Annotated in this window: 24 protein-coding genes; 11 read left to right on the top strand and 13 right to left on the bottom strand. The window is 70.6% G+C overall.

Going from position 1 to position 22,668, the window contains the following annotated elements; all coding sequences use genetic code 11:
- Window positions 1-142: 142 nt before the first annotated feature.
- Genes nth through AB5J73_RS09205 form a run of 4 tightly spaced genes read left to right on the top strand, consistent with a single transcriptional unit; the run spans window position 143 to window position 3,306 of the window.
- Window positions 143-826: an endonuclease III gene (nth, locus tag AB5J73_RS09220; RefSeq protein ID WP_370969282.1), complete on the top strand. Its 684-nt coding sequence runs from the start codon at window positions 143-145 to the stop codon at window positions 824-826.
- Complete coding sequence (locus tag AB5J73_RS09215; protein WP_370969281.1) at window positions 823-1,422, top strand: TlpA family protein disulfide reductase; 600 nt, start codon at window positions 823-825, stop codon at window positions 1,420-1,422. The genes nth and AB5J73_RS09215 overlap by 4 nt, the downstream gene beginning before the upstream one ends.
- Entirely contained in the window at window positions 1,419-2,117 is a 699-nt protein-coding gene (locus tag AB5J73_RS09210; protein WP_370969280.1) for a CoA pyrophosphatase, read from the top strand. Before AB5J73_RS09215 ends, AB5J73_RS09210 begins: the two co-directional genes overlap by 4 nt.
- A 4-nt stretch (window positions 2,118-2,121) precedes the next feature.
- A complete protein-coding gene (locus AB5J73_RS09205) occupies window positions 2,122-3,306 on the top strand; it encodes a MarP family serine protease (RefSeq protein WP_086857919.1) in 1,185 nt (394 codons plus the stop codon).
- On the opposite strand, the gene AB5J73_RS09200 is transcribed toward AB5J73_RS09205, so the two are convergent.
- Entirely contained in the window at window positions 3,303-4,184 is an 882-nt protein-coding gene (locus AB5J73_RS09200; RefSeq protein ID WP_370969279.1) for a GntR family transcriptional regulator, read from the bottom strand. The genes AB5J73_RS09205 and AB5J73_RS09200 overlap by 4 nt on opposite strands.
- Before the next feature lie 109 nt (window positions 4,185-4,293).
- On the opposite strand from AB5J73_RS09200, the gene AB5J73_RS09195 reads away from it, so the two are divergent.
- On the top strand, window positions 4,294-5,382 hold the full coding sequence (locus AB5J73_RS09195) for an FAD-dependent monooxygenase (RefSeq protein WP_370969278.1): 1,089 nt from the start codon (window positions 4,294-4,296) through the stop codon (window positions 5,380-5,382).
- Here AB5J73_RS09195 and AB5J73_RS09190 read toward each other — a convergent pair.
- From AB5J73_RS09190 to nhaA, 3 genes are read right to left on the bottom strand one after another with little or no spacing between them, the layout of a single operon-like run.
- Window positions 5,369-6,295: an alpha/beta fold hydrolase gene (locus AB5J73_RS09190; RefSeq protein WP_370969277.1), complete on the bottom strand. Its 927-nt coding sequence runs from the start codon at window positions 6,293-6,295 to the stop codon at window positions 5,369-5,371. The two genes, AB5J73_RS09195 and AB5J73_RS09190, sit on opposite strands and share 14 nt — an antisense overlap.
- A gap of 4 nt (window positions 6,296-6,299) precedes the next feature.
- Window positions 6,300-6,794, bottom strand: coding sequence for a phage holin family protein (locus AB5J73_RS09185; protein WP_370969276.1), 495 nt, complete (start codon window positions 6,792-6,794; stop codon window positions 6,300-6,302).
- A 42-nt stretch (window positions 6,795-6,836) separates the two neighbouring features.
- Entirely contained in the window at window positions 6,837-8,024 is a 1,188-nt protein-coding gene (nhaA, locus tag AB5J73_RS09180) for a Na+/H+ antiporter NhaA (RefSeq protein ID WP_370969275.1), read from the bottom strand.
- Window positions 8,025-8,214: 190 nt separating this feature from the next.
- On the opposite strand from nhaA, the gene AB5J73_RS09175 reads away from it, so the two are divergent.
- A complete protein-coding gene (locus AB5J73_RS09175) occupies window positions 8,215-9,672 on the top strand; it encodes a peptide MFS transporter (protein ID WP_370969274.1) in 1,458 nt (485 codons plus the stop codon).
- Here the strand turns inward: AB5J73_RS09175 and AB5J73_RS09170 are convergent, their stop codons facing one another.
- Window positions 9,673-10,401: a VIT family protein gene (locus tag AB5J73_RS09170; RefSeq protein WP_370969273.1), complete on the bottom strand. Its 729-nt coding sequence runs from the start codon at window positions 10,399-10,401 to the stop codon at window positions 9,673-9,675.
- A gap of 129 nt (window positions 10,402-10,530) precedes the next feature.
- On the opposite strand from AB5J73_RS09170, the gene AB5J73_RS09165 reads away from it, so the two are divergent.
- The gene (locus AB5J73_RS09165) at window positions 10,531-10,872 is read left to right on the top strand and encodes a cupin domain-containing protein (protein ID WP_370969272.1); all 342 of its coding nucleotides are present in this window, start codon (window positions 10,531-10,533) and stop codon (window positions 10,870-10,872) included.
- A gap of 7 nt (window positions 10,873-10,879) precedes the next feature.
- On the top strand, window positions 10,880-11,452 hold the full coding sequence (locus AB5J73_RS09160; RefSeq protein ID WP_370969270.1) for a DinB family protein: 573 nt from the start codon (window positions 10,880-10,882) through the stop codon (window positions 11,450-11,452).
- 54 nt (window positions 11,453-11,506) lie between these two features.
- Here the strand turns inward: AB5J73_RS09160 and AB5J73_RS09155 are convergent, their stop codons facing one another.
- The 3 genes from AB5J73_RS09155 to AB5J73_RS09145 form a co-directional block, all read right to left on the bottom strand.
- Window positions 11,507-11,980: a DUF6319 family protein gene (locus AB5J73_RS09155; protein WP_247017327.1), complete on the bottom strand. Its 474-nt coding sequence runs from the start codon at window positions 11,978-11,980 to the stop codon at window positions 11,507-11,509.
- 143 nt (window positions 11,981-12,123) lie between these two features.
- Window positions 12,124-14,106, bottom strand: coding sequence for an acetate--CoA ligase (gene acs, locus AB5J73_RS09150; RefSeq protein WP_370969269.1), 1,983 nt, complete (start codon window positions 14,104-14,106; stop codon window positions 12,124-12,126).
- Window positions 14,107-14,206: 100 nt separating this feature from the next.
- Window positions 14,207-14,809 (bottom strand): GNAT family N-acetyltransferase, encoded by a 603-nt coding sequence (locus tag AB5J73_RS09145; RefSeq protein WP_370969268.1) that lies wholly within the window; start codon window positions 14,807-14,809, stop codon window positions 14,207-14,209.
- 112 nt (window positions 14,810-14,921) lie between these two features.
- On the opposite strand from AB5J73_RS09145, the gene AB5J73_RS09140 reads away from it, so the two are divergent.
- On the top strand, window positions 14,922-15,419 hold the full coding sequence (locus AB5J73_RS09140) for a phosphoribosyltransferase (RefSeq protein WP_370969267.1): 498 nt from the start codon (window positions 14,922-14,924) through the stop codon (window positions 15,417-15,419).
- A complete protein-coding gene (locus AB5J73_RS09135) occupies window positions 15,412-16,134 on the top strand; it encodes an oxidoreductase (protein WP_370969266.1) in 723 nt (240 codons plus the stop codon). The genes AB5J73_RS09140 and AB5J73_RS09135 overlap by 8 nt, the downstream gene beginning before the upstream one ends.
- On the opposite strand, the gene AB5J73_RS09130 is transcribed toward AB5J73_RS09135, so the two are convergent.
- Entirely contained in the window at window positions 16,131-16,436 is a 306-nt protein-coding gene (locus tag AB5J73_RS09130) for an ArsR/SmtB family transcription factor (RefSeq protein WP_370969265.1), read from the bottom strand. The genes AB5J73_RS09135 and AB5J73_RS09130 overlap by 4 nt on opposite strands.
- Window positions 16,437-16,551: 115 nt before the next feature.
- Here AB5J73_RS09130 and AB5J73_RS09125 point away from each other — a divergent pair, with 115 nt between their 5' ends.
- A complete protein-coding gene (locus AB5J73_RS09125; RefSeq protein ID WP_370969264.1) occupies window positions 16,552-17,694 on the top strand; it encodes an MFS transporter in 1,143 nt (380 codons plus the stop codon).
- Here AB5J73_RS09125 and AB5J73_RS09120 read toward each other — a convergent pair.
- The 4 genes from AB5J73_RS09120 to AB5J73_RS09105 form a co-directional block, all read right to left on the bottom strand.
- Window positions 17,627-18,718: a HoxN/HupN/NixA family nickel/cobalt transporter gene (locus AB5J73_RS09120; RefSeq protein ID WP_370969263.1), complete on the bottom strand. Its 1,092-nt coding sequence runs from the start codon at window positions 18,716-18,718 to the stop codon at window positions 17,627-17,629. The genes AB5J73_RS09125 and AB5J73_RS09120 overlap by 68 nt on opposite strands.
- A gap of 61 nt (window positions 18,719-18,779) precedes the next feature.
- Window positions 18,780-19,709, bottom strand: coding sequence for an N-acetylmuramic acid 6-phosphate etherase (locus AB5J73_RS09115; RefSeq protein ID WP_370969262.1), 930 nt, complete (start codon window positions 19,707-19,709; stop codon window positions 18,780-18,782).
- A 23-nt stretch (window positions 19,710-19,732) separates the two neighbouring features.
- Window positions 19,733-20,734: a MurR/RpiR family transcriptional regulator gene (locus AB5J73_RS09110; RefSeq protein ID WP_370969261.1), complete on the bottom strand. Its 1,002-nt coding sequence runs from the start codon at window positions 20,732-20,734 to the stop codon at window positions 19,733-19,735.
- Window positions 20,735-20,945: 211 nt separating this feature from the next.
- Window positions 20,946-22,664, bottom strand: coding sequence for a serine hydrolase (locus tag AB5J73_RS09105; RefSeq protein WP_370973030.1), 1,719 nt, complete (start codon window positions 22,662-22,664; stop codon window positions 20,946-20,948).
- Between the last annotated feature and the right edge of the window lie 4 nt (window positions 22,665-22,668).

Raw genomic sequence — 22,668 nt, 5'->3', positions numbered from 1 at the left:
CTGGCGTGTCGGTGTCCACCGGTGCACTGACCGGCCCGTCCGACGGCGCCCGTAGGCTATCGGGGTGCCTCCTGCCACCACGAACGCCCCCCGTGAGGGCGCTGGTGAAAGCCGATTGGCTCTGGTGAGACGCGCCAGGCGGATGAAGCGTTGCTTGGACGACGTGTATCCCGGCGCCCACTGTGAGCTCGACTTCACCACGCCGCTGGAACTGCTGGTCGCGGTCGTGCTGTCCGCGCAGACCACCGACGTCCGCGTGAACCTGGTCACGCCGGCGCTGTTCAAGCGCTACCGGACCGCCGCCGACTACGCGGGCGCCGACCGCACCGAGCTGGAGGAGTACCTCCGCAGCACCGGCTTCTACCGGGCCAAGGCGAACTCCGTGATGGGGCTCGGCGCGGCGCTGGTCGAGCGCTTCGACGGTGAGGTGCCCGCCAAGCTCGACGACCTCGTCACCCTGCCCGGCGTCGGCCGCAAGACCGCCAACGTCGTGCTCGGGAACGCCTTCGACATCCCCGGCATCACCGTCGACACGCACTTCGGCCGGCTGGTCCGGCGCTGGGGCTGGACGGCGGAGGAGGACCCGGTCAAGGTCGAGCACGCGATCGGCGAGCTGATCCCCCGCAAGGAGTGGACGATGCTCTCGCACCGGGTGATCTTCCACGGCCGTCGCGTCTGCCACGCCAAGAAGCCCGCCTGCGGCGCCTGCCCGCTGGCCAGGGACTGCCCGTCGTACGGCACCGGCCCGACCGGCTTCGAGGAAGCCGCGAAACTGGTCAAGGGTGTCGAAAAGGACCACATCCTGGCGCTGGCGGCGCCCCGGTGACGAGAGTCACCAAGTGGGCGCTGGCCGTCGCGGTGCTGGCGGTGGCGCTGATCGTCGCGCTGCTGCCCCGCGGGGGTGACGACACCGCCGCGAAGCCGTCGGAAGACCTCGCGCCGGCCCGGTCGGCGGCGGCGCTCCGGCCGTGTCCCGCGCCGGGCTCCGGGCCGCCGGTGAAGCAGCTCGAAGGCGTCAAGGCGGACTGCCTCGGCGACGGCGCGAGCGTCGACGTCGGTCAGGCCCTCGCCGGGGCTCCGGTGCTGGTCAACGTGTGGGCGTCGTGGTGCCAGCCGTGCCGGACCGAGCTGCCCGTGCTCCAGGAGTACGCGAAGCAGCCGGGTGCCGTGCGCGTCCTCGGCGTCCAGGTGCAGAGCCCGGCGGCGGACGGCTTGAACCTCCTCGCGCGGCTGGGCGTGCACCTTCCGTCGGTGTTCGACGGGGAAGGCGGCAGCGGTCCGGTCCGGACGGCGCTCAAGGTGCCCTCGGCGCTCCCGGCGTCCTACCTGGTCACCGCGGGCGGCGAGGTCCGGTTCATCGCGAATCCCCGGACCTTCGGGAACACTGACCAGGTGCGCGCGGCAGTCGAGGGGGCATCGTGATCGGACCACTGGTCGAGCCGGAGTCGGTGCCCGAGTGGCTGCGGCCGCTGGTCAAGGTCAGCGGCGAGGTCGACTCGAAGACGTTCACGCGGTTCAGCCCGCCCGAAGCCGCGTACACGCGTGCCGCGGCGGTCCTCATCCTCTTCGGCGAGCGTGAAGCCGACGGCGAACCCGACGTCCTGCTCCAGCGCCGCGCCGACACGCTCGGCTCGCACGCCGGGCAGGTCTCGTTCCCCGGCGGCGGCGCCGAGGAAGGCGACGGCGGCCCGATCGGCACCGCGCTGCGCGAGGCCGAGGAGGAGACCGGGGTCGTCCCGGCCGGCGTCCGGCCGGTCGCGGTGCTGCCGGAGCTGTTCGTCCCGGTGTCCGGCTTCGCGGTGACGCCGGTGCTGGCGCACTGGGCGGAGCCGTCGCCGGTGCACGCGGTGGACCCGGCCGAGACGGCGTCCGTCGCCCGGGTCGCCGTCGCCGACCTGGTCGACCCGGCGAACCGGTTCACGGTCAAGAAGGCCGGCGCGCCGTGGAAGGGGCCCGCCTTCGAGGTCAGCGGCCTGTTCGTGTGGGGGTTCACCGCCGGGTTGCTGTCGGTACTCCTGAGCCTGGGAGGCTGGGAGCGCGAATGGGACCCGGGCGACGTCCGGGACCTCGACGAGGCGCTGGCCGCGTACCGGGCGCGGGTGGACGGGGAAGGGTGACGCCGTGAACTGGGTCGATGTGCTGGTCCTGCTGCTGGCCCTGCTGGCGGCGGTGTCCGGCGCGTACCAGGGCGTGATCATCGCGCTGCCGTCGCTGGTCGGCGTCGTGCTCGGCGCGATCGTCGGCATCAAGCTGGCGCCGGTGGTGGTCTCGTTCTTCGACGACCCGGTGTGGAAGGTCGCCTTCGCGGTCGCGACCGTCGTGTTCCTCGTCGCGTTCGGCGAGGCGATCGGCGTCTACGTGGGGCGCAAGCTCCGGCAGAAGATCCGGCCCGACAAGCTCTCCGGTGTCGACAAAACGCTCGGCGCGGTCGTGCAGGCGCTGGTCGTCTTCGTGGTCGCGTGGCTGATCGCGACGCCGCTGACGACCGTGTCCGGCCTGCCGGGGCTGGCCAAGGCGATCAACGGCTCGGTGGTGCTCGGCAAGGTCAACGACACCATGCCGGCGGCCGCCCAGGGCTTCCCGAGCCAGCTGCGCAAGCTGCTCGACGCGTCCGGCTTCCCGTCCATCATGGATCCGTTCGAGAAGGCGCCGACGGCGGACACCTCGCCGCCGGACCCCGCCCTGCAGAGCAGCGGCACCGTCCAGCAGCTGCACGGCAGCGTGGTCAAGATCCGCGGCAGCGCCAGCTCGTGCTCGCGGTCCCTCGAGGGCAGCGGGTTCGTGATCGCGCCGCAGCGGGTGATGACGAACGCGCACGTCGTGGCCGGCACCGACACCGTCGGCATCGAGACGACGCAGGGCGACTACCCCGCGCGCGTCGTCTACTTCGACCCGGAGGTCGACATCGCGGTGCTGGCCGTGCCGCGGCTGCGCGCCGAGCCGCTGCAGTTCGCCCCGGAAACGGCGCGGGCGGGCGACAGCGCGATCGTGCTCGGCTACCCGCTCGACGGCCCGTACCGGGCGACACCGGCCCGCGTGCGCGGCCGGATCAACCTGCGCGGCCCGGACATCTACGAGGCCAACACCGTCCAGCGGGACGTCTTCACGGTCCGCGCGGAGATCCGCAGCGGCAACTCGGGCGGTCCGATGGTGACTCCGGACGGCAAGGTCATCGGCGTCGTCTTCGGCGCGGCGGTGGAAGACCCGGAGACGGGCTTCACGCTGACGGCCGAGCAGGTCCGCGCCGAGGTCGACGCGGCGCCGTCGCAGACGTCGAACGTGTCGACCGGCTCCTGCGCCGCCTAACGCCCGAACCGCAGGGCGAGGCCGTCCAGCAGCGCCCGCATCCCCGACTCGAAGATGTCGTCGAGGACCAGGTCGTAGCCGGTTTCGGTCAGGTCGGCGAGCATCCGCGCGAACGTCGGGTGCCCGGCCGTCATCGCCATGACGGCGGCCCCTTGGTGGTCTATCCAGTCCTCCTCGGTCAGCCCGGACGACGCCAGGGCGCTCTGCTCGCGTTCCAGGTGGACGGCCATGCCCTGGACGTGGCTGAACAACAGGACGTGCAGGTCGCAGAGGGTCGCGGCGTCGACCCCCAGCTCCGACAGCGCGGACAGCGCCCACTCGCCGTGGGTGGCGAGGTTCCGCAGTGGCAGCGGCCGCGTGATCGGCCCGAGCTGCGCCAGCCACGGGTGGCGCTTGAAGAGCGACCAGAGCGTGCGGCTGCCGAGCATCAGCCGGGCGCGCCAGTCGCCCGACGGCTTCGCCGGGTAGCCGCGCTCGCCGAACGCGGCGTCGGCCATCAGCAGCACCAGCTCATCGCGGCCGCGCACGTACCGGTACGGCGCCATCGGGGCGACGCCGAGCCGGGCCGCGACGCCCCGCATCGACAGCGCGCCGAGACCTTCGGCGTCGGCGATGTCGATGGCCGTGCGCACGAGCCGGTCGCGGGTCAGCCCGCGCTGGCTGCCGCGGCTTTCGCGGCCCGCGACGACCGTGCCGGACCGCGGTTCCGCACGCACCAGGCCCTCCTGGCTCAGCAGGGCGAGCGCCTTCGCCGCGGTCGCCGGCGCGACGCCGTGATCGGTGGCGAGCCGCCGGGTCGAGGGCACCCGCACGCCCGGCGCCAGCTCGCCCCGCGCGATCCGGCCGCGCAGCTCCTCGGCGATGACCACGTACTTCACGGCTTCTCCCTGACCTAGCACAGTGGGCCATCTGTACTAGTACAGATTTTGCCGTACACCTGCGCGAACTCCACTGTGGTGCGCAGCAGTGTACGACTCTGGAGGAAACATGCGGAACATCCTGATCTCCGGCGCCGGCGTCGCCGGCGGCACCCTGGCCTGGTTCCTGGCCCGCGACGGCTGGTCGGTCACCGTGGTCGAGCGCGCGCCCGGCCCGCGCACCGGCGGCCAGGCGATCGACGTGCGCGGTGTCGCGCTCGACGTCGTCGACGAGATGGGCCTCGGCGACCGGATGCGCGCGCTGCGCACCCGGATGCGCGGGATGTCCATGGTGGACGGTCAGGGCCAGGAGCTGTTCCGGTCGGAGGAGTTCACCTACAGCAGCGGGCGGCTCGACAACGACGACTTCGAGGTCCTGCGCGACGACGTCGTCGCGATCCTGCACGAGGCGACCGACGTCGAGTACGTCTTCGGTGACGCGATCACGGCGCTGACCGAAGAGGCGCACGGCGTGCGCGTCGAGTTCGAACACGGCGGCTTCCGGACGTTCGACCTCGTCGTCGGCGCCGACGGCCTGCACTCGGCCGTGCGGCGGCTCGCCTTCGGGCCGGAGGAGCGATTCGTCCGCCACCTCGGGCAGTACCTGGCGATCTTCCCGGCGCCCAACTTCCTCGGGCTCGAGGACTGGCAGGTCTGGTTCCGCCACGAGCACACCGGCGGCGTCGCGTACCCGGTGCGGGACAACACGGAGCTGCGCGTGACGCTCGGGTTCGGCTCGGAGCCGCTGCCCCGGCTGACCGTCCCGGAGCAGAAGCGGCTGATCGCCGAACGGCTCGGCGGCGTCGGCTGGGAGGTGCCGAAGCTGCTCGAAGCGATGGCGTCGGCGGACGTGTTCTACTTCGACGCGATGGCCCGGATCGAGCTGGACCGCTGGTCGGCGGGCCGGATCGCGCTGGTCGGCGACGCCGGCTACTGCGCGTCGGCGTTGTCCGGCCAGGGAACGAGCCTCGCGCTGGTCGGCGCGTACGTCCTCGCGCAGGAACTGGGCCGGGCCGGTCACGAGGAGGCGTTCGCGGCCTACGAACGGCGGATGCGGCCGTTCGTCGCGCTCAACCAGGCACTGGCGACGGAGAACCCGGAGGGTGGTCCTTCGGAGGAGTCGGTCGATCGGGCGAAGAACGCGATCAGTCTCGCTTGAGGAAGTCCACCAGCGCCGCCGACGTGCGGTCCGGGACTTCGAGGTGGGGGAAGTGCCCGACGCCCGGCCAGAGCGACGGCTCGGCGTGCGGGCCTGCCCAGCGCACCGACGACGTCGCCGTCTCGGGCAGGATGCAGGTGTCGTCGGCGCCGTGCAGCTGCAGGGTCGGCGCCGCGATCCGGGCGCCGACGGCGTCGGTGAACCGGCGGCCTTCGCCGCGGAACTGCGCGCGGAACGCCCACCGGTAGTACTCGAGCGCGCTGTGCGCGACGCCGGGCACGAGCATGGCGTGCCGGAACTCCTCGACGCTGTCGATGAAGTCCGAAGTGGACCGCCACCGGCTCCCGGCCCAGCCGCCGAAGAGGTCTGCGACGGCTTGGGCGTCGTCCTTCACGAGCCACTTCTCCGGCGCCATCGGCACCTGGAAGCGGAAGAGGTGCCCGGCCGCACGGCCCTGGCCGCCCCACGGGCGGGCGGCGCCGGACCGCAGGGCGAGCGGGTGGGCGGCGCCGATCGCCGTCACCGACGACACCAGCCGGGGGTGCAGCGCGGCGACCGTCCACGCGAGCATGCCGCCCCACGCGTGCCCGACGAGGTGTGCGCGCCGCGCCCCGAGCGACTTGATCAGCCCGCCGACATCGCCGGCGAGCGTCCAGGCGTCGTAACCGCGGGGCGGCTTGTCCGAGTCGCCGTAGCCGCGCAGGTCGACGGCGACCGCGCGGAACCCGGCGTCGGCGAGCGCGCGCAGCTGGTGGTGCCAGGTCCACCAGAACTCGGCGAACCCGTGGAGCAGCACCACGACCGGTCCGTCGCCGAGCTCGGCGACGTGCAGCCGGATGCCGTTCGCCGACACGTCGCGGTGGGCCCACGGGCCGTCGAGCCGGACGCTCGACGGGTCGGGGGAAGCGGGCAACGCCTCAGTCGCGAGTGGTCGTCAGGTCGGCGTCGGGCGCCTTCTGCGGCTTGAGCGCGGCGGCGGTCTCCTTGACGCTGGCGATGGTCCGCTCGGGTGCCTTGAACTTCTTCACCTTGCGGTAGCCGAGGAACCCGGCCACCCCGGCGACGACCAGCATCAGGAAGAACACGATGCCGAACGCGATCCAGCGGTAGCGCAGCCACTGGGCCAGGCCTTCGGCCGCGAAGAAGAACAGGAAGAACGTGCTGTACAGGAAGACGGTCAGCGCGATCAGGAAGTAGACGGCCCCCTTGAGGCCCTTCTTCACCTCGCCGACCAGCTCGGACTTCGCGAGTTCCATCTCGGCCCTGACCAGGGTCGAGATGTGCTGGGTCGCGTCGCCGACCAGCCGGCCGAGCGACTGGTCACCGGGGACGTCGGAGGCGGAGGACAGCGGGAGGTAAGGCACGGCCCCCACGCCGTCGGGGCCGGTGCGTTCGTGTTTGGGGCTGCTCACCGGGTCATCGTGCCATGTGTCCCGAAACCGGGCGCGACGGAGTCACAGTGTGTCGGAGATTCGGGCGTGCACTTTGCTACGGCGGAGTAGCAGCGCCGCCGCCAGCAGGGACGCCGCCGCGGACGCGATCAACACCGCGGCCTTGGCCAGCTCGCTCGCCTCGCCGGGCAACGCCAGCTCCGCGATCAGCAGGCTGACCGTGAACCCGACCCCGCCGAGCACCGACAACGCGGCCAGGTCCCGCCAGGTCATGCCACGCGGTTTTTCCGCCACGCGCAGCTTCACGGCGAGCAAGCTGGCGCCCAGGATGCCGACGAACTTGCCGACGAGCAGACCGGCGAGCACGGCGAGTGGCAACGCCGTCGTGAAGACCGCGCCCAGTGCGTCGCCGCTGACCGAGATCCCGGCCGCGAACAGCGCGAACACCGGCACGGCCACCGCCGCCGACCACGGCTGGAGCCGGTGCTCGAGCCGCAGCGCGGGAGCCTCGGCCTCGCCTTCGTCGGGGCGGACGCGGGTGAGCAGGCCGAGCGCGACGCCGGCGATCGTCGCGTGGATGCCCGCCGAGTGCACCGCGACCCAGGTGATCAGCGCCAACGGCACGTAGAGCCACGGCGTCCGGACGCGCCGGTGCTGGAAAAACGCGTACAGCGCGAGCGCGGCGACGGCGACGGCCACCGCGACCAGGTCGAAGCCCGTCGTGAACAGCACGGCGATGACGATGATCGCGCCGAGGTCGTCCACCACAGCCAGCGAAAGCAGGAAGACCCGCGCGCTCGAGGGCAGGTTGGACGCGGTCAGCGCGAGCACGCCGAGCGCGAACGCGATGTCCGTGGCCACCGGGATGGCCCAGGCGCGGTCGATGCCCGGCGTCCCCCAGCCGACGGACAGCGCGACGAGCGCGGGCACGACCATGCCGCCGACGGCGGCGACGACCGGCAGGATCGCCTGCTTGAACCGGGACAGCTCGCCGACGACGAGCTCGCGCTTGAGCTCCAGCCCGGCGACGAAGAAGAAGAGGGCGAGGAGGCCGTCCTTGGCCCAGTCGCCGATCGTCAGGTTCAGGTGCAGGAACTCCGGGCCGAGCCGGAAGTCGCGCAGGGCGTGGTAGCTGTCCCGCAGCGGCGAATTGGCCCAGAGCAGGGCGACCGCGGTCGCGGCGAGCAGGATCAGCCCGCCGGTCGTCTCGGTGCGCAGGTAGCGGGCGAATTCACTGAACGGGCGGGACATCGGGGCGGCTCCTGGGGTCGCTGATCACCTTTGCCGACCAGACTTCCCGGCGCACCTTTGACGGTATTTTAATGCCTCTTTGTCACGGATCGTTATGGCCGTCGCCACACGGGGTGGCGGTGGTGGGTCACACGGTGTCCTCATAGCATGCCAAGCGACAACGAAGTCCGAGACAAAGGAAGACAGAGTTGTGAGCACCTCCACCGAGGTCCAGCAGGACACGAGGTTCTTCGGGCACCCACGAGGACTGGCGAACCTCTTCGGCGTCGAGATGTGGGAGCGCTTCTCCTACTACGGGATGCTCGGCATCCTCCCCATCTACCTCTACTACCAGGTCGACCAGGGTGGTCTCGGCCTCGCGCAGGAGTCCGCGCTCGGCATCGTCGGCGCGTACGGCGGCCTGGTCTACCTGTCGGCGGTCGTCGGCGCGTGGGTGGCCGACCGGCTGCTCGGTTCCGAACGGACGCTGTTCTACAGCGCCGTCCTGATCATGGCCGGCCACATCAGCCTGGCGCTGCTGCCGGGCCTGACCGGGATCGGCGTCGGCCTGGTGTGCGTGGCGGTCGGCAGCGGCGGGCTGAAGTCCAACGCGACGGCGATCGTCGGCACGCTCTACGCCGAAGGCGACGAGCGCCGCGACGCCGGCTTCACGATCTTCTACATGGGCGTCAACCTCGGCGCCTTCGTCGGCCCGCTGCTGACCGGGCTCGCGCAGACCGAGGTCGGCTTCCACCTCGGCTTCGGCCTCGCCGCGATCGGCATGGCGCTCGGCCTGATCCAGTACACGCTCGGCCGCAAGAACCTCGGCGACAAGGCCAAGGAGGTGCCGAACCCGCTGCCGTCGTCGCAGCGCCTGCTGGCGATCGCGGCCGCGGTGCTGCTGGTCGCCGCCATCGTCGTGCTGGTGACGACCGGCGTCGTCAACCCGGGCAACCTCGCCGACGTCGTCGTGTGGGTGGTCGCCGTGATCTCGGTGATCTACTTCCTCATCATCCTGACCAGCCGCAAGATCACCGGCGTCGAGCGCAGCCGGGTGTTCTCGTTCATCCCGATGTTCATCGCCAGCGCCGCGTTCTTTTCGCTGTACCAGCAGCAGTTCACGGTCGTCGCGGCCTACACCGACCAGCGGCTGAACCGGAGCCTGTTCGGCTGGGAGATGCCGGTGTCCTGGGTCAACTCGATCAACCCGGTGTTCATCATCGTGTTCGCGCCGATCCTGGCGGCGCTGTGGACGAAGCTCGGCGACCGCCAGCCGTCGACGCCGATGAAGTTCGTCCTCGGCACGGTGCTGATGGGCGTCGCGTTCCTGCTGTTCCTGCCGATGGTGGGCAGCGGCAAGAACGCCAGCCCGATGCTGGCCATGGTCGGCATCCTGTTCGTCTTCACGATCGCCGAGCTGTGCCTTTCGCCGGTCGGGCTGTCGCTGTCGACGAAGCTCGCGCCGGAGGCGTTCCGCACGCAGATGGTGGCGCTGAACTTCCTTTCGATCTCCCTGGGCACGGCGATGTCCGGCAAGCTCGCCGAGTACTACACCGTCGACGACGAAGCGCCGTACTTCAGCACGGTCGGCGGCGTCGCCATCGGGGTCGGCGTGCTGCTGTTCCTGGGCATCCCCTTCATCCGCAAGCTGATGAAGGGCGTCCACTAGCTAGCCGACGGTGACTCCGAAGAGCACCCCGACGAAGTAGGTCACGACCATGGTGAGGGCGCCGACCCCGACGTTGCGCAGGATCGCGCGCCCCACCTTGGCTTCCCCGAGCCGCGCGCTGACCCACCCGGTCAGCGTCAGGCCGACGACCACCGCGGCCGCGCACGCCCACACCCGCAGGGAGACGCCGGCCCAGGCGATGGACAGGATCGGCAGCAGCGCGCCGACCGAGAACGCGACCAGCGACGCCCACGCGGCCTGCCACGGGCTGGTCAGGTTGTCCGGATCGATGCCGAGCTCGGCCTCCGCGTGCGCCTGCAGCGCGTCCTTTTCGGTCAGTTCCCGCGCGACGCGGCTCGCGAGGTCCGGCGAAAGCCCCTTGGCTTCGTAGATCTCGGCGAGCTCGCGCTCCTCGGCCTCCGGCATCGTCTTGAGCTCTTGCTTTTCGAGCCGGAGCAACGCCTGTTCGGTGTCGCGCTGGGTGCTGACGGAGACGTATTCGCCGCCGGCCATGGAAAAGGCCCCGGCGACGAGCCCGGCGATCCCGGCCGTGAGGATCGCGGTGCTTTCGGTGGTCGCCCCGGCGACCCCGACGACGATCCCGGCGACCGACACGATGCCGTCGTTCGCCCCGAGCACCCCGGCCCGCAGCCAGTTCAGCTTCCCGCCCACGTCCTGGTGCGGCTCGTGCGCGTGCTCCACGGCGTCACCGTCGATCGTTTCGGTCACGGGACAAGTGAAACACGGAAAAGGAACCGGGGCGAGAGCTGCTTTTCCGGTCAGGCAGGCCTAAATTACACATGCCTAACCTAAGCCGGTCCTGTGTGGACTCACGGGTTTTGGGTCATCATGGGCGGCATGGACGAGCAAGTGTGGCAGCCGCTGCGCACGGTGGAGGGCCTTCCTCTCACCGGCGGCGAGGGCCGGTTCCGGCTGCTGGAGTCGGCGTCGAGCGGCCTGGCCTACCTGATCCACTACCCGTCGGGTGTGGCGTCGCCGCCGCACTCGCACGACCACGACTCGATCGTCTACGTCCTTTCGGGCCGGCTGCGGGGCGCGGTGGCCGGGGAGGAGGCGGAGCTGGAGCCGGGGGATTCGGTGCTGCACCCACGCGGGGTGGAGCACCACGTGGAGGCACTGACGGACTCGATGTGGGTGGAGTTCAAGTCCCCGCTACCGGGGCGGCCGCCGATCGCCTGAACCGGGCATGCTGGACGTCGTGATCGACGAGTTCGCGAAGCAGTACCTGCACAGTGACCTGCGGGAGATCCGCGAGGCGATGCTCGGGAAGCTCGACGGGCTTTCCGAGTACGCCGTCCGCCGTCCCCTGACCTCGACCGGAACCAACCTCCTCGGCCTGGTCAAGCACCTGTCGGTGACGGAGGCCCGGTACTTCGGCGAGGTCTTCGGCCGGCCGTCCCCCGAGCCCGTGCCCCGGTGGGACGACCTCGACCGGCGCGGTACCGACATGTGGGCGACCGAGAACGAAACACGCGAGGAGATCACCAGCCGCTACCGGCGCGCCTGGGCGCACTCCGACGCGACCATCGCCGCGCTCGCCGTCGACTCGCCCGGCCACGTGCCGTGGTGGCCGCGGCCGGACGTGCTGCTGTTCAACGTCCTGGTCCACGTGCTCACGGAGACCAGCCGGCACGCCGGGCACGCCGACATCCTGCGGGAACAGCTGGACGGCCGGGTCGAGGCGGCCGGGCGGGACGCGGCCTTCTGGGAGAACCGGCGGGCGGAAATCGAGCGCGCGGCCAGGGCCGCGGCCGGATAGCGGAAACGCCCGGCCCCGCGCGAAGCGGAACCGGGCGTCTCCCGGGAAAAAAGCTCAGGCGTCGAGCTCGGCGAGGGCCTGCTTGGCCTTCTCGAGTTCGGCCTCCAGCGCGGCGACCTTCGCGGCCTGCGCTTCGCGGGCCTGGTTGATCACCTCGTCGATCGGGCCGGAAAGCTCGCTGTGCAGTTCCTTCGCCGCGCGCGAAACCGCGGCGGCGGGGATCTCCAGGCCCTTCGCGACCCACTTGGAGCCGTTCTTCAGCTCGGCCTGCCACTCGCCGTCGGCGGTGCCGGTGACCGTCAGGATCAGCTCGACCGTGCGGGTCTTCTTCGCCGTCGACGCCGTCGCCGCGCCCTTGGGGCGGCCGCGCTTCGGCTTGGGGGCCTCTTCCTCGGCCGGCTCGGGCGAGCCTTCCGAAGCGGAGGGGGACGCGGACTCGGTGACGGTCGCCTCGTCGGTGGCAACGGCCGGCGCCTCGGTGGTGGCCGAAGCCGTTTCCTCGTCGTGCGTCAGGACATCCACGGTCATCGTCGTGTCGTCTCCTTGCCCGGGAAGTGGGTGTGGTTCGCGGCACAGTGTAGAACATGCGTTCGACGCGCGCCGCTCGGGGGTTCCATGACAGAGCCCTCCCGGCGCGAAGCCGGAAGGGCTCTGACGGGGAGAACGCTAGCTCACTCCTCGGACTTGCCCGACTGCAGGCCCGACGAGATCAGGTCCATCACCGACGAGTCGGCCAGCGTGGTGACGTCGCCGACCTGCCGGTTCTCCGCGACGTCGCGCAGCAGGCGGCGCATGATCTTGCCCGAGCGCGTCTTCGGCAGCTCCGGCACGACCATGATCTGCCGCGGCTTCGCGATCGGCCCGATCTCCTTCGCCACGTGGTTGCGCAGCGCCTGGATGGCCTCCTCGCCGCCGTCCACCGCGTTGCCGCGCAGGATGACGAACGCGACGATGCCCTGGCCGGTCGTCGGGTCGGTCGCGCCGACGACCGCGGCCTCGGCCACCGTCGGGTGCGAAACGAGCGCCGACTCGACCTCGGTCGTCGAGATGCGGTGGCCGGACACGTTCATCACGTCGTCGACGCGGCCCAGCAGCCAGACGTCACCGTCGTTGTCGTACTTCGCGCCGTCGCCGGCGAAGTAGAAGCCCTGGTCCTTGAACCGCGACCAGTAGGTGTCCTTGAAGCGCTCTTCGTCGCCCCAGACCCCGCGCAGCATCGACGGCCACGGCTTGTCGAGCACCAGGTACCCGCCGCCGCCGTGCGCGACCTCGGTGCCGGTGTCGTCGACGACCTTCGCGGAGATGCCCGGCAGCGCCTTCTGCGCCGAGCCCGGCTTCGTCGAGGTGACGCCCGGCAGCGGCGAGATCATGATCGCGCCCGTTTCGGTCTGCCACCACGTGTCGACGATCGGGGCCTTGCCCGCGCCGATGTTCTCGCGGTACCAGATCCACGCCTCGGGGTTGATCGGCTCGCCGACCGAACCCAGCACGCGCAGCGACGACAGGTCGTACTTCTCCGGGATTTCCGCGCCCCACTTCATGAAGGTGCGGATCAGCGTCGGCGCGGTGTAGTAGAGGGAGACCTTGTACTTCTGGACGATCTCCCAGTGCCGTCCCTCGTGCGGGGTGTTCGGCGTGCCTTCGTAGACGACCTGCGTGACGCGGTTGGCGAGCGGGCCGTAGACGATGTAGCTGTGGCCGGTGATCCAGCCGATGTCGGCGGTGCACCAGTAGACGTCCTCGCCGGCCTTGTGGTCGAAGACGTTGTGGTGCGTGTACGCCGTCTGCGTCAGGTAGCCGCCCGAAGTGTGCAGGATGCCCTTCGGCTTCCCGGTCGTCCCGGACGTGTAGAGGATGAACAGCGGGTGCTCGCTGTCGAAGGCTTCGGGAGTGTGCTCTTCGGACTGTCCGTCGACGAGCTCGTGCCACCAGAGGTCGCGGCCGTCGGTCCACGGCACGTCGCCCTCGAGCTTCTCGCCGGTGCGCTTGACGACGATGACCTTCTCGACCGTCTCGGCGCCTTCGAGCGCTTCGTCGACATTGGCCTTCATCGGCGCGGCCTTGCCGCGGCGGAACTGGCCGTCGGAGGTGATCACGACCTTCGCGGCGGCGTCGTCGACGCGGGCCCGCAGCGCGGTCGGGGAGAAGCCGCCGAAGACGACGTTGTGCAGCGCGCCGATCCGGGCGCACGCGAGCATCGCGAAGATGGCCTCGGGGACCATCTGCAGCTGGATCGCCACGACGTCGCCGGCGGTCACGCCCAGCGACGCGAGTGCGTTGGCGGCCTTGGAAACCTCGGTCTTCAGCTCGGCGTAGGTGATGTCCCGGGTGTCACCCGGCTCGCCGACCCAGTGGATCGCGACCTGCTCGCCGTGGCCGGACTCGACGTGCCGGTCGACGCAGTTGTAGGCGACGTTCAGCTTGCCGCCGACGAACCACTTCGCGAACGGCGCATTGGTCCAGTCCAGTACCGTGGTCCACTTCGTGTCCCACGTGAGCCGCTCGGCCTGCTTGGCCCAGAACGCTTCGCGATCGGCGTCCGCCTCGGCGTAGAGATCGGCCTGCGCGTTGGCCTGGCCAGCGAATTCGTCGCTGGGCGGGAAGGTGCGGCTCTCGGTGAGCAGGTTGTCCAGTGCTGGGGACTGCTCGGTCATGGTTGCAAGGCCTCCTGTAGTGCGCCGAAACGACGGCTAGCGGCACGCTAGCGACGTTAGTCCGCCTTGTAAAAGGTTGCACCCACGTTGCCCCGCCGTTTCACCGAGGCAGGCGAGCCGCGGTGACTAAGCGTTCGTTCAGCCGGGCCTTGGCCGCGGGCCACTCCGGCGCCAGCATCGAATAGGTGACGGTGTCGCGCGACGAGCCGTCCGGCCGGATCCGGTGCGCCCGCAGGACACCTTCGCGAAGCGCGCCAAGGCGCTCGATGGCGCGTTGCGAGCGGAGGTTGCGGATGTCGGTCTCCCACGCGACCCGTTGTGCGCCAAGGGTTTCGAACGCGTGCTGGAGCAGCAGCAGCTTCGACTCGGTGTTCAGCCCGGTGCGCTGCCAGTCCGCGCCGATCCAGGTGTGCCCGATCGAGAGGATCCGGTGCTGCTCGACGACCTGGTAGTAGGACGTCGTCCCGGCGACGCGGCCGGACGCGACGTCGATCTGCGCGAACGGGCGCCGCGCGGGGTCGGCGAGGGCCTGCTCGACCAGCCGCTCCGCCGCCGGAAGATCCCCCGGCTGCCGGATGCTCAGCCACGCCCAGATGCCCGGGTCGGTGCCCGCCTCGAGCAAGCCCTTCGCGTGCTCGGACGTCAGCGGCTCCAGGCGGACGTGCTCGCCGGCCAGGGTCGGTCGCGTGTTCCAGTCGCTCACGTGATCACCGTACGGCCGGCAATGGCTGTCTCGGATAGCCAATTTCCAAGCATTTTCACAGGCCACTTTGGCGTTGCCTATGCTCGGCTGACCACGACGAAGGGCGAGATCGATGGCCGAAGAGCGCGAAGAGCTGAGCTGGGAGCTGTTCGGCACCGCGAGCCGTGAACTGGCTCACACCATCGCCGACGACGGCTTCGCGCCGGACCTCATCCTGTCCATCGCCCGTGGCGGCCTCTTCGTCGCCGGCGCGCTCGGCTACGCGCTCGACGTGAAGAACCTGCACGTGATGAACGTCGAGTTCTACACCGGCGTCGACCAGCGCCTCGACCTGCCGGTGATGCTGCCGCCGGTGCCCAACGTCGTCGACCTGACGAGCAAGAAGGTGCTGATCGCCGACGACGTCGCCGACACCGGCGCCACCCTCAAGCTCGTCCGCGACTTCTGCGTCGAGCACGTCGCCGAGGTGCGCTCGGCCGTCGTCTACGAGAAGCCGCACTCGACGGTCAAGTGCGAGTACGTCTGGCGGCACACCGACCGCTGGATCAACTTCCCGTGGTCGGTGCTGCCGCCCGTGGTCGCCCGCGAAGGCCAGGTCCTCGATGCCTGATCCGCTCAAGCCCCTCCTCGACCTCGAAGGCGTCGCCGCGGCCGCGAAGTCCGCGCAGGACGCCGTGTTCAAGGTGCACCGCCTCCCGGCCAACCTCCGCGGCGGCGCGGCGACCGCGGCCGAAGCGTCGGTCCGCGCGGCGCGCGCGTCGGCCGGGATCGAAGGCGCCAACCCGGAACTTCCGGCCGACGGCGCGGTTTCCGACCCGGTGCTGGCCGGCGCCCTGCGCGTCGCGGAGACGGTGGAGTCGCTGCTCCCGACGTGGCGCCGCGCGCCGCTGCAAGCGTTGGCACGCCTGCACGTCCTCGCCGCGGCGGACCTCGTCGACGACCTGGACGCGTTGGGGCGCCCGCATTCCGGCGGCGGCCGCCTGGAGCTGCTGGCCCAGCTCGTGACGGGCGCGACGGCCGCACCGGGCCCGGTCCTGACGGCCGTGGTGCACGGGGAACTGTTGGCGCTCAAGCCGTTCGGCAGCGCGGACGGCATCGTGGCCCGCGCCGCGGCGAGGCTGACGATGATCGCGACGGGCCTCGACCCCAAGGCACTGAGCGTTCCCGAAGTCGCGTTCTTCCGCCGGGTGCCGCGTTATCTCGAAGCGGCCGAGGGGTTCGCGAGCGGGAAGCCCGAAGGCGTGCGCGAGTGGCTGCTCTTCAACTGCGAAGCGTTCGAAGCGGGCGCACGCGAGGCGAAGAGCATCTCGGACGCGGCTTCTTAAGCCAGCACGGCGTCGAGCAGGCCGGGGAACCGCGCCTGCAGATCGTCGCGCCGTAGTTCGACCCAGCGCCGCCGTCCCTCGACGAACGTCGTCGTCAACCCGGCTTCGCGAAGTACGCGCCAGTGGTGCGACAGCGTCGCCGCCGTGATGTCGACGTCGTACTCCTCGAGCGAGCAGCTTCGCGGCTCGGTCATCTTCGCCAGCTCGCGGAGGACTTCCAGGCGCACCGGATCGGCCAGGGCCTGCAGCACCGTCACGATCTCGATCGCTTCGCGCGCCGGCTGGGGCAGCGTCCGGGCCACCACGGTCTCCCAACACTTGGATCGTTTGACAACGATCGAAGTGTATCTCCATCATGGCCGCATGACGATTCGACGATCATCTAATGATCGGCTGGGGGTCCTGCTCGTCCTCGCGGTGGGCACGTTCACCGTGGGCACCGACGGGTTCGTGCTCAACGGCCTGCTACCCGTCATCGCCGCCGACCTGCACGTGACGGAGTCCGTCGCGGGTCAGCTCGCCACCGTCTTCGCCCTCACGTACGCGGTCGCGTCCCCGCTCATCGCCGCGTTCACCGGCACCTGGGACCGCCGGTGGGTGCTGGCCGGCGGCATGGCGCTGTTCACCGTCGGCATGGCCGGGCAGGCGCTCGGCACCTCGTTCGCCGTGGTCGCCCTCGCGCGGGTGCTCGCCGCGATCGGCGCGGCCGCGTTCCAGTCGAACGCCTACGTCCTCGCCGGGGCGCTCTCGTCCGGAGAACGCCGGGGGCGGGCGCTGTCCACGGTCGCCGCCGGGATGAGCGTCTCGATGGTGCTCGGCGTCCCGATCGGCGTGCTCGCCGGGCAGTGGTTCGGCTGGCGCGCGGTGATGTGGGGGATCGGGGTGGTCGCGGTCGTCGTCGCGGTGCTGATCCCGGTCATCCCCGAGGTCCGCGTACCCGCGGCCGGGCTGCGCGAGCGGCTCGCCGTCGTCGTGCGGCCCGCGGTCGCCCGCGTCCTGCTCGTGACGGTCCTCGGCACCCTCGCCGGGTTCACCGTGTTCGTCTACCTGCCGGTGCTGGTCGCGCCGGTGGCGAGCGGCGCCGTGCTGTCGTGGGTGCTCGTCGGGTTCGGGGCCGGCCAGCTCGCCGGGACGACGTTCACCGGCCACGCCACCGACCGCCTCGGCCCGGCGCGGGTCCGCGCGCTTTCCCTGGCCGGCACGGCGGTGGTGCTCGGGGTCGTCGACCTCGCCGTGCTGTCCTTGCCCGGTGCGCTGCTGTTCGCGGTGTTCGCCGGGGCCTTCGGCGGGATGCTGATGGTGCCGCAGCAGCACCGGCTCTTCACGATCGCGCCGGACGTTCCGACCGTCGCGCTCGGCGTGAACGGTTCGGCGATCTACGTCGGCGGCGCGCTCGGCTCGGCGCTCGGCGGGGTCGTCCTCGCCGCCGCGGGCCCGGCGTGGGTCGGCCCGGCCGGCGCGCTCGCCGCCGTCGCCGCGCTCGCCTTGTGCGTCACCCGCTCAGCTTCGCGGACCACTTCTCTTCGATCCGCCCGAACCGCCACACCGCCAGCGCGATGACCCACGTCAGCACGAACAAGCCCACGATCCCGAACCCGACGTAGTCCAGGTCCACCGACGCGATCGCGGCCAGCGGCCCCGAGGTGATGTCCAGCTTCTCGGCGAGGATCGACACCAGCTCGATGGTCCCGATGACGAACGCGACCGCGACCGACAGCGTCGTCACCGTGATGTTGTAGAAGATCTTGCGCACCGGCTTCGCGAACGCCCAGCCGTAGGCGAAGTTCATGAAGCAGCCGTCCACGGTGTCGAACAGGCTCATCCCGGCGGCGAACAGGATCGGCAGCACGAGGATCGCGTACCAGGGCAGGGCGAACGTGGCGGCGCCGGCGGCGAGCACCAGCAGGCCGATCTCGGTCGCGGTGTCGAAGCCGAGGCCGAACAGCACGCCGACGGGGTAGATGTGCCACGGCTTGCGCACGGACTTCGTCGCGCCGCCCAGCAGCCGGTTCATCACCCCGCGGTTGTTCAGCTGGTGTTCCAGCGCGGCCTCGTCGAACTCGCCGTGGCGCATCCGCTTGAACACCCGCAGGATGCCGATCAGCACCACGAGGTTGAGGATCGCGATCACGTACAGGAAGACGCCGGACACCGACGTCCCGATGATGCCGGTCGCGTCGTGCAACGCCGACGAGTCGTCCTCGACCTGCCCGGCGAGCGCGCGGACACCGAGGGAGAGCAGCAGGCACAGCGCGAAGACGATCGTCGAGTGCCCGAGGGAGAACCAGAACCCGACCGAGAGCGGCCGCTGGCCGTCGGCCATCAGCTTGCGGGTGGTGTTGTCGATCGCGGCGATGTGGTCGGCGTCGAAGGCGTGCCGCATGCCGAGCGTGAACGCCGTGACGCCCAGCCCGATCCCGAACACACCGGACGCGCCGAGCGCGTAGTGCCGGGGTGCGACGAAGACCGCCAGCACCACCCAGCCCACGACGTTGAGCAGCAGGATGAACCCCGCCATCCCGCCGATCGACACCCACTCGCGGCGCGAAAGCCCGCGCCGCGAGTCCTCTTCCGTGCCCGCCATCGCCACCCGCTTTCCCTCATCTGAGAGGTTAGACAGGTGAACAGATGAACGGCAATGAGTCTCAGCTGGCGCGCACGCGCACCATGTCGAGTGCCTTCCGGACGTGCCCGCCGGACGTGTGCAGCGCCTTCGCCGCGCTCTTCACGTCGACGCCGGAAAGCAGGTGCACCAGCGCCACCTTGAGGTCGCCCCCGGCCTCGGTGAGCGCGTCCGAGCAGTCCGCCATCGTCATGCCGGTGGCTTCCTGCAGGATCCGGATGGTCCGGCCGCGCAGCTTCGCGTTCGTCGCCCGCATGCTGACCATCAGGTTGGAGTAGGTCCGGCCCAGCTTGATCATCGTCGCCGTGGAGAACGACGTCAGGATCATCTTCTGCGCCGTGCCCGCCTTCATCCGGGTCGAGCCGGCGATGGCCTCCGGGCCGGTGTCGACGGCGATCAGCACGTCGACCCCGGCGGGCTTGGCGGCCTTCGGGTTGCCCGAGACCAGCCCGGTCCGGGCGCCCTGGCGCGACGCGGCCAGCAGCGCGCCCAAGACGTACGGCGTCCTGCCCGACGCCGTCAGCCCCAGTACGAAGTCGCCCGGCTGGACCATCGCGGCCATCTCGGCCGCGCCGGCCCCGTCGTCGTCCTCCGCGTTCTCGACGGCGCTGCGCAGCGCCTTCTCCCCGCCGGCGTGATGCGCGATGAACCAGTCCGCGGGCACGTTGAACGTCGGCACGAGCTCGGCCGCGTCCAGCGTCGCCAGGCGCCCGGACGTCCCGGCGCCGACGTAGTGCACCCGGCCGCCGGCCCGCAGGGCGTCGACCGCGTAGTCCACCGCGCGTGCCACCTGCGGCAGCACTTCGGCCACGGCGCCGGCGACCGTGCGGTCTTCGGCGTTGATCGCGCCCAGGATCCCCGCGGTGGACATCAGGTCGATGTCCGTGGTGCGGGGATTGCGGGTCTCGGTCGGCGAATCGACGTGCACCGCCTGCGTGGGGACGGTCATCATGCGCCTCACATTTTCTCCGGTCATCACTTGCCGGTTTCCCGCGGACGGCGACGACCGTCCGGCCTGACCCCCAAGCGGTGCGAGCCGACCGCGTCCCTGGTCGCGTCCAGGGCGCTGACCGACGCGTCCATGTGCCGCTGTGCGACGCCGATGAACAGGCAGTCGATGACGGTGAGCTGGGCGATGCGGCTCGCCGTGGCCCCCGAACGGAAGGTGGTTTCCCGTGCGGCCGTGGTCAAAACGTAGTCGGCGACCTCGGTGATCGGGGAGCGCGGGAAGTTCGTCACGGCGATGGTGATCGCGCCGTGCTCGCGGGCCACCCGCAGCGCTTCGACGGTGTCGGTGGTCGCGCCGGTGTGCGAGACGCCGATGGCGACGTCACCGGGGCTGAGCACCGCGGCCGAGGTGAGCATGATGTGCGTGTCCGACCACGAGAAGCACACGCGGCCGATGCGGTGCAGTTTCTGCTGCAGGTCCGCGGCGACGAACGCGCTGGCGCCCACGCCGTAGACGTCGACGCGGCCGGCGCTCGCGACGACCTCGATCACGCGCTCCAGCGTGGCGACGTCGAGCTGGTCGGCCGTCTCCTCGACCGCGCGGGCGTCGGCGAAGCTGACCTTGCCGATGACGGCGGCCAGGTCGTCCTCCGGGCCGATCTCGCCGCCGAGGTTGCGGGTGGTGCGGGCCTCGGTGCGCGCGGTGTCCGCTGCCAGCGCGATGCGCAGCTGCGGGTACCCGCCGACGCCGACGGCCTTGCAGAACCGCGTGACGGTGGTTTCGCTGGTGTTGGCGGCCAGGGCCACCTCGGTGATGCTGCGTCTCGCGACCGACGCGGGATCTTCCAGCACCACCTTCGCCACGCGCTGCTCGGCGCGGGCCAGGCCGGGGAGCAGGGACCGGATCCGGACCAGCGGGCTGGCGTCCGCGTCCCGCACGGCCGGCTGGACCGATACGGGCTCGGACGGTGCCGTGCCGATTACGGATTCGGTATCACTCACCGTCGGAAAGTTACTAACCGTTGGCATCTGCGACAAGGCTACCCACACCCTTCGGTCGGATCGCAACCCGTCCGTGTCTGCGGATCTGGATTTGCGATTAATCACTGACCAGAAAGTCGCCAACCAGGTCGGTCTTGTTAACGAGGTCAAGCTAACGACTTGGCAACTTAGTGTCGCGGTGCAAGCGGCAAGCGGACGGTAAACTCGGGTGTTTGTTCGACAGCTGGCGACAGGTCGGTCACCGAGCGCTCAATTGCCAACCCTCCGCGACGAAAGCAGCGGGGTTTCGTTCACCGTCGAGGAGTGATCGGCCGCTCTCGGTGACTTTCACACCGTCGACCGAAACTCCGCGACCCGTGTAACCCGGATCGGTGCTGTAACGCCACCGGAGGCTCACGGCCGCCGCTCGGGGCAAGGTCCCGGTGACCTTCCACCAGGCACGGTGGCCGTGTCCGGAGAGCGACGTCACGCTTCCGGAGGGTGCGCCCGGGCCCGATACCGATACAGCGATCGGTTGCCAGTTCACGCCGTCGGTGCTGGCTTGCAGCTGAAGTGGATCAGTCGGCCCCTCAGTGTCCACGAAAGCGTAGAAAGACACGCGGGCTTGATCACTATCCGTAGTAAAAGGGTGAGTACTCAACGTGGCGACGCTCGCGTTACCCAGCGTGCTCGTCCAGGCGTCCTTCCCGACCTCCGGCCGCACCGCCATGGCCCTGGCCAGCGACGTCGCCCAGACCTGGCGGGCGGTGTTGATCGAGCCCCAGCCGCGGCTCGGGTGCACCCGGTTGGTCAGCAGGACGGCGAACGAGCGCGACTCGGGGTCGATGACCAGCGTCGTCCCGGTGAAGCCGGTGTGCCCCGCGGTGACCGGCGACGCCAGCGCGCCCATGTACCAGGGCTGGTCGAGCTCGAAGCCGAGGCCGTGCGAGTCGTCCGGGAACTGCTGGTTGTAGTTCGTCAGCATCTGCCGCACGGTCTCCTGGCCCAGGATCCGGTGCCCGCGGTAGCTGCCGCCGTTGAGGATCGTCTGGGCGAGGGTGGCCATGTCGCCGGCGGTGCTGAACACCCCGGCGTGCCCGGCGACGCCGCCGAGCGACCACGCGTTCTCGTCGTGCACGCTGCCGCGCACCATCCCGCGCGGCGGGTTGGCCTCGAACTCCGTCGCGGCGATCCGGTCCAGCTTCGACGCGGGCGGGTTGTAACCGGTGTCGACCATGCCGAGCGGCGCGGTGATCCGGTCGTGGACGACCTTGTCGAGGGTCTGCCCGGTCAGCTTCTCGACGATGAAGCCCAGGGTGAGCAGGTTGATGTCGGAGTAGAGGTAAGTCGTACCCGGCTTGTTCTTGAGCGGGCTGTCGAGCACGGCCTGCCGGCGCGACGGGATGTCCGGGTAGCCGGCCCAGAGCGAGGGGATCGGGTCGGCGTCGAACCCGGAGACGTGCGTGAGCAGCATCTTGACCGTGATGGCCGCTTTGTCGCCGGCGGCGAACTCGGGGAAGAAGCGGGACACCGGGGTGTCGATGGTCAGCTGCCCGCGCTCGACGAGCTGCAGGACGGCGATCGACGTGAACAGCTTCGAGATCGAAGCCATGTCGAAGATCGTGTCGTTCTTCATGGGGACCTGCTGGTCGGCGGGCAGTTCGGTGCCCGCGGCGTCGGCGTACCGCAGCGCGCCGCCGACCGCGTACCGGTCGACGACGACGCCGTCGTGCGCCAGCAGGCCCACCGCGCCGGAGAAGTGCGGGTGCCCGGTGGTGTCCGGCTTGGTCCAGCTCGCCAGGAAGTCCTCGGCCGCCTTGATCGGCGCCGGGTCGAGGCCGACCTCCTGCGGGGGCCCCGGGCGCAGGGTCGTCCACGCCGGGGCGAACCCCTGCTGCGGCCGGTCGAAGCGGCCGGCGTCGTGGCGTCCCGTGATGGCGCTGGCTCCCGAGGTCAACGTGGTCAAGGCGACCAGCACTCCG

It is taken from the genome of Amycolatopsis sp. cg9 (assembly GCF_041346945.1).
Classification (GTDB): domain Bacteria; phylum Actinomycetota; class Actinomycetes; order Mycobacteriales; family Pseudonocardiaceae; genus Amycolatopsis.
The sequence above is the reverse complement of the archived record's forward strand: the minus strand, read 5'-3'. Positions and strand labels throughout refer to the sequence as shown.

What these genes read in the sequence shown, in the direction of transcription:
- AB5J73_RS09155 (WP_247017327.1), bottom strand. Translation starts at nt 11,980, where the DNA reads ATGACCGTGGATGTCCTGACGCACGACGAGGAAACGGCTTCGGCCACC.
- nhaA (WP_370969275.1), bottom strand. Translation starts at nt 8,024, where the DNA reads ATGTCCCGCCCGTTCAGTGAATTCGCCCGCTACCTGCGCACCGAGACG.
- nth (WP_370969282.1), top strand. Translation starts at nt 143, where the DNA reads ATGAAGCGTTGCTTGGACGACGTGTATCCCGGCGCCCACTGTGAGCTC.
- AB5J73_RS09140 (WP_370969267.1), top strand. Translation starts at nt 14,922, where the DNA reads ATGGCCGAAGAGCGCGAAGAGCTGAGCTGGGAGCTGTTCGGCACCGCG.
- AB5J73_RS09110 (WP_370969261.1), bottom strand. Translation starts at nt 20,734, where the DNA reads ATGCCAACGGTTAGTAACTTTCCGACGGTGAGTGATACCGAATCCGTA.
- AB5J73_RS09120 (WP_370969263.1), bottom strand. Translation starts at nt 18,718, where the DNA reads ATGGCGGGCACGGAAGAGGACTCGCGGCGCGGGCTTTCGCGCCGCGAG.
- AB5J73_RS09135 (WP_370969266.1), top strand. Translation starts at nt 15,412, where the DNA reads ATGCCTGATCCGCTCAAGCCCCTCCTCGACCTCGAAGGCGTCGCCGCG.
- AB5J73_RS09195 (WP_370969278.1), top strand. Translation starts at nt 4,294, where the DNA reads ATGCGGAACATCCTGATCTCCGGCGCCGGCGTCGCCGGCGGCACCCTG.
- AB5J73_RS09115 (WP_370969262.1), bottom strand. Translation starts at nt 19,709, where the DNA reads ATGATGACCGTCCCCACGCAGGCGGTGCACGTCGATTCGCCGACCGAG.
- AB5J73_RS09165 (WP_370969272.1), top strand. Translation starts at nt 10,531, where the DNA reads ATGGACGAGCAAGTGTGGCAGCCGCTGCGCACGGTGGAGGGCCTTCCT.
- AB5J73_RS09160 (WP_370969270.1), top strand. Translation starts at nt 10,880, where the DNA reads ATGCTGGACGTCGTGATCGACGAGTTCGCGAAGCAGTACCTGCACAGT.
- acs (WP_370969269.1), bottom strand. Translation starts at nt 14,106, where the DNA reads ATGACCGAGCAGTCCCCAGCACTGGACAACCTGCTCACCGAGAGCCGC.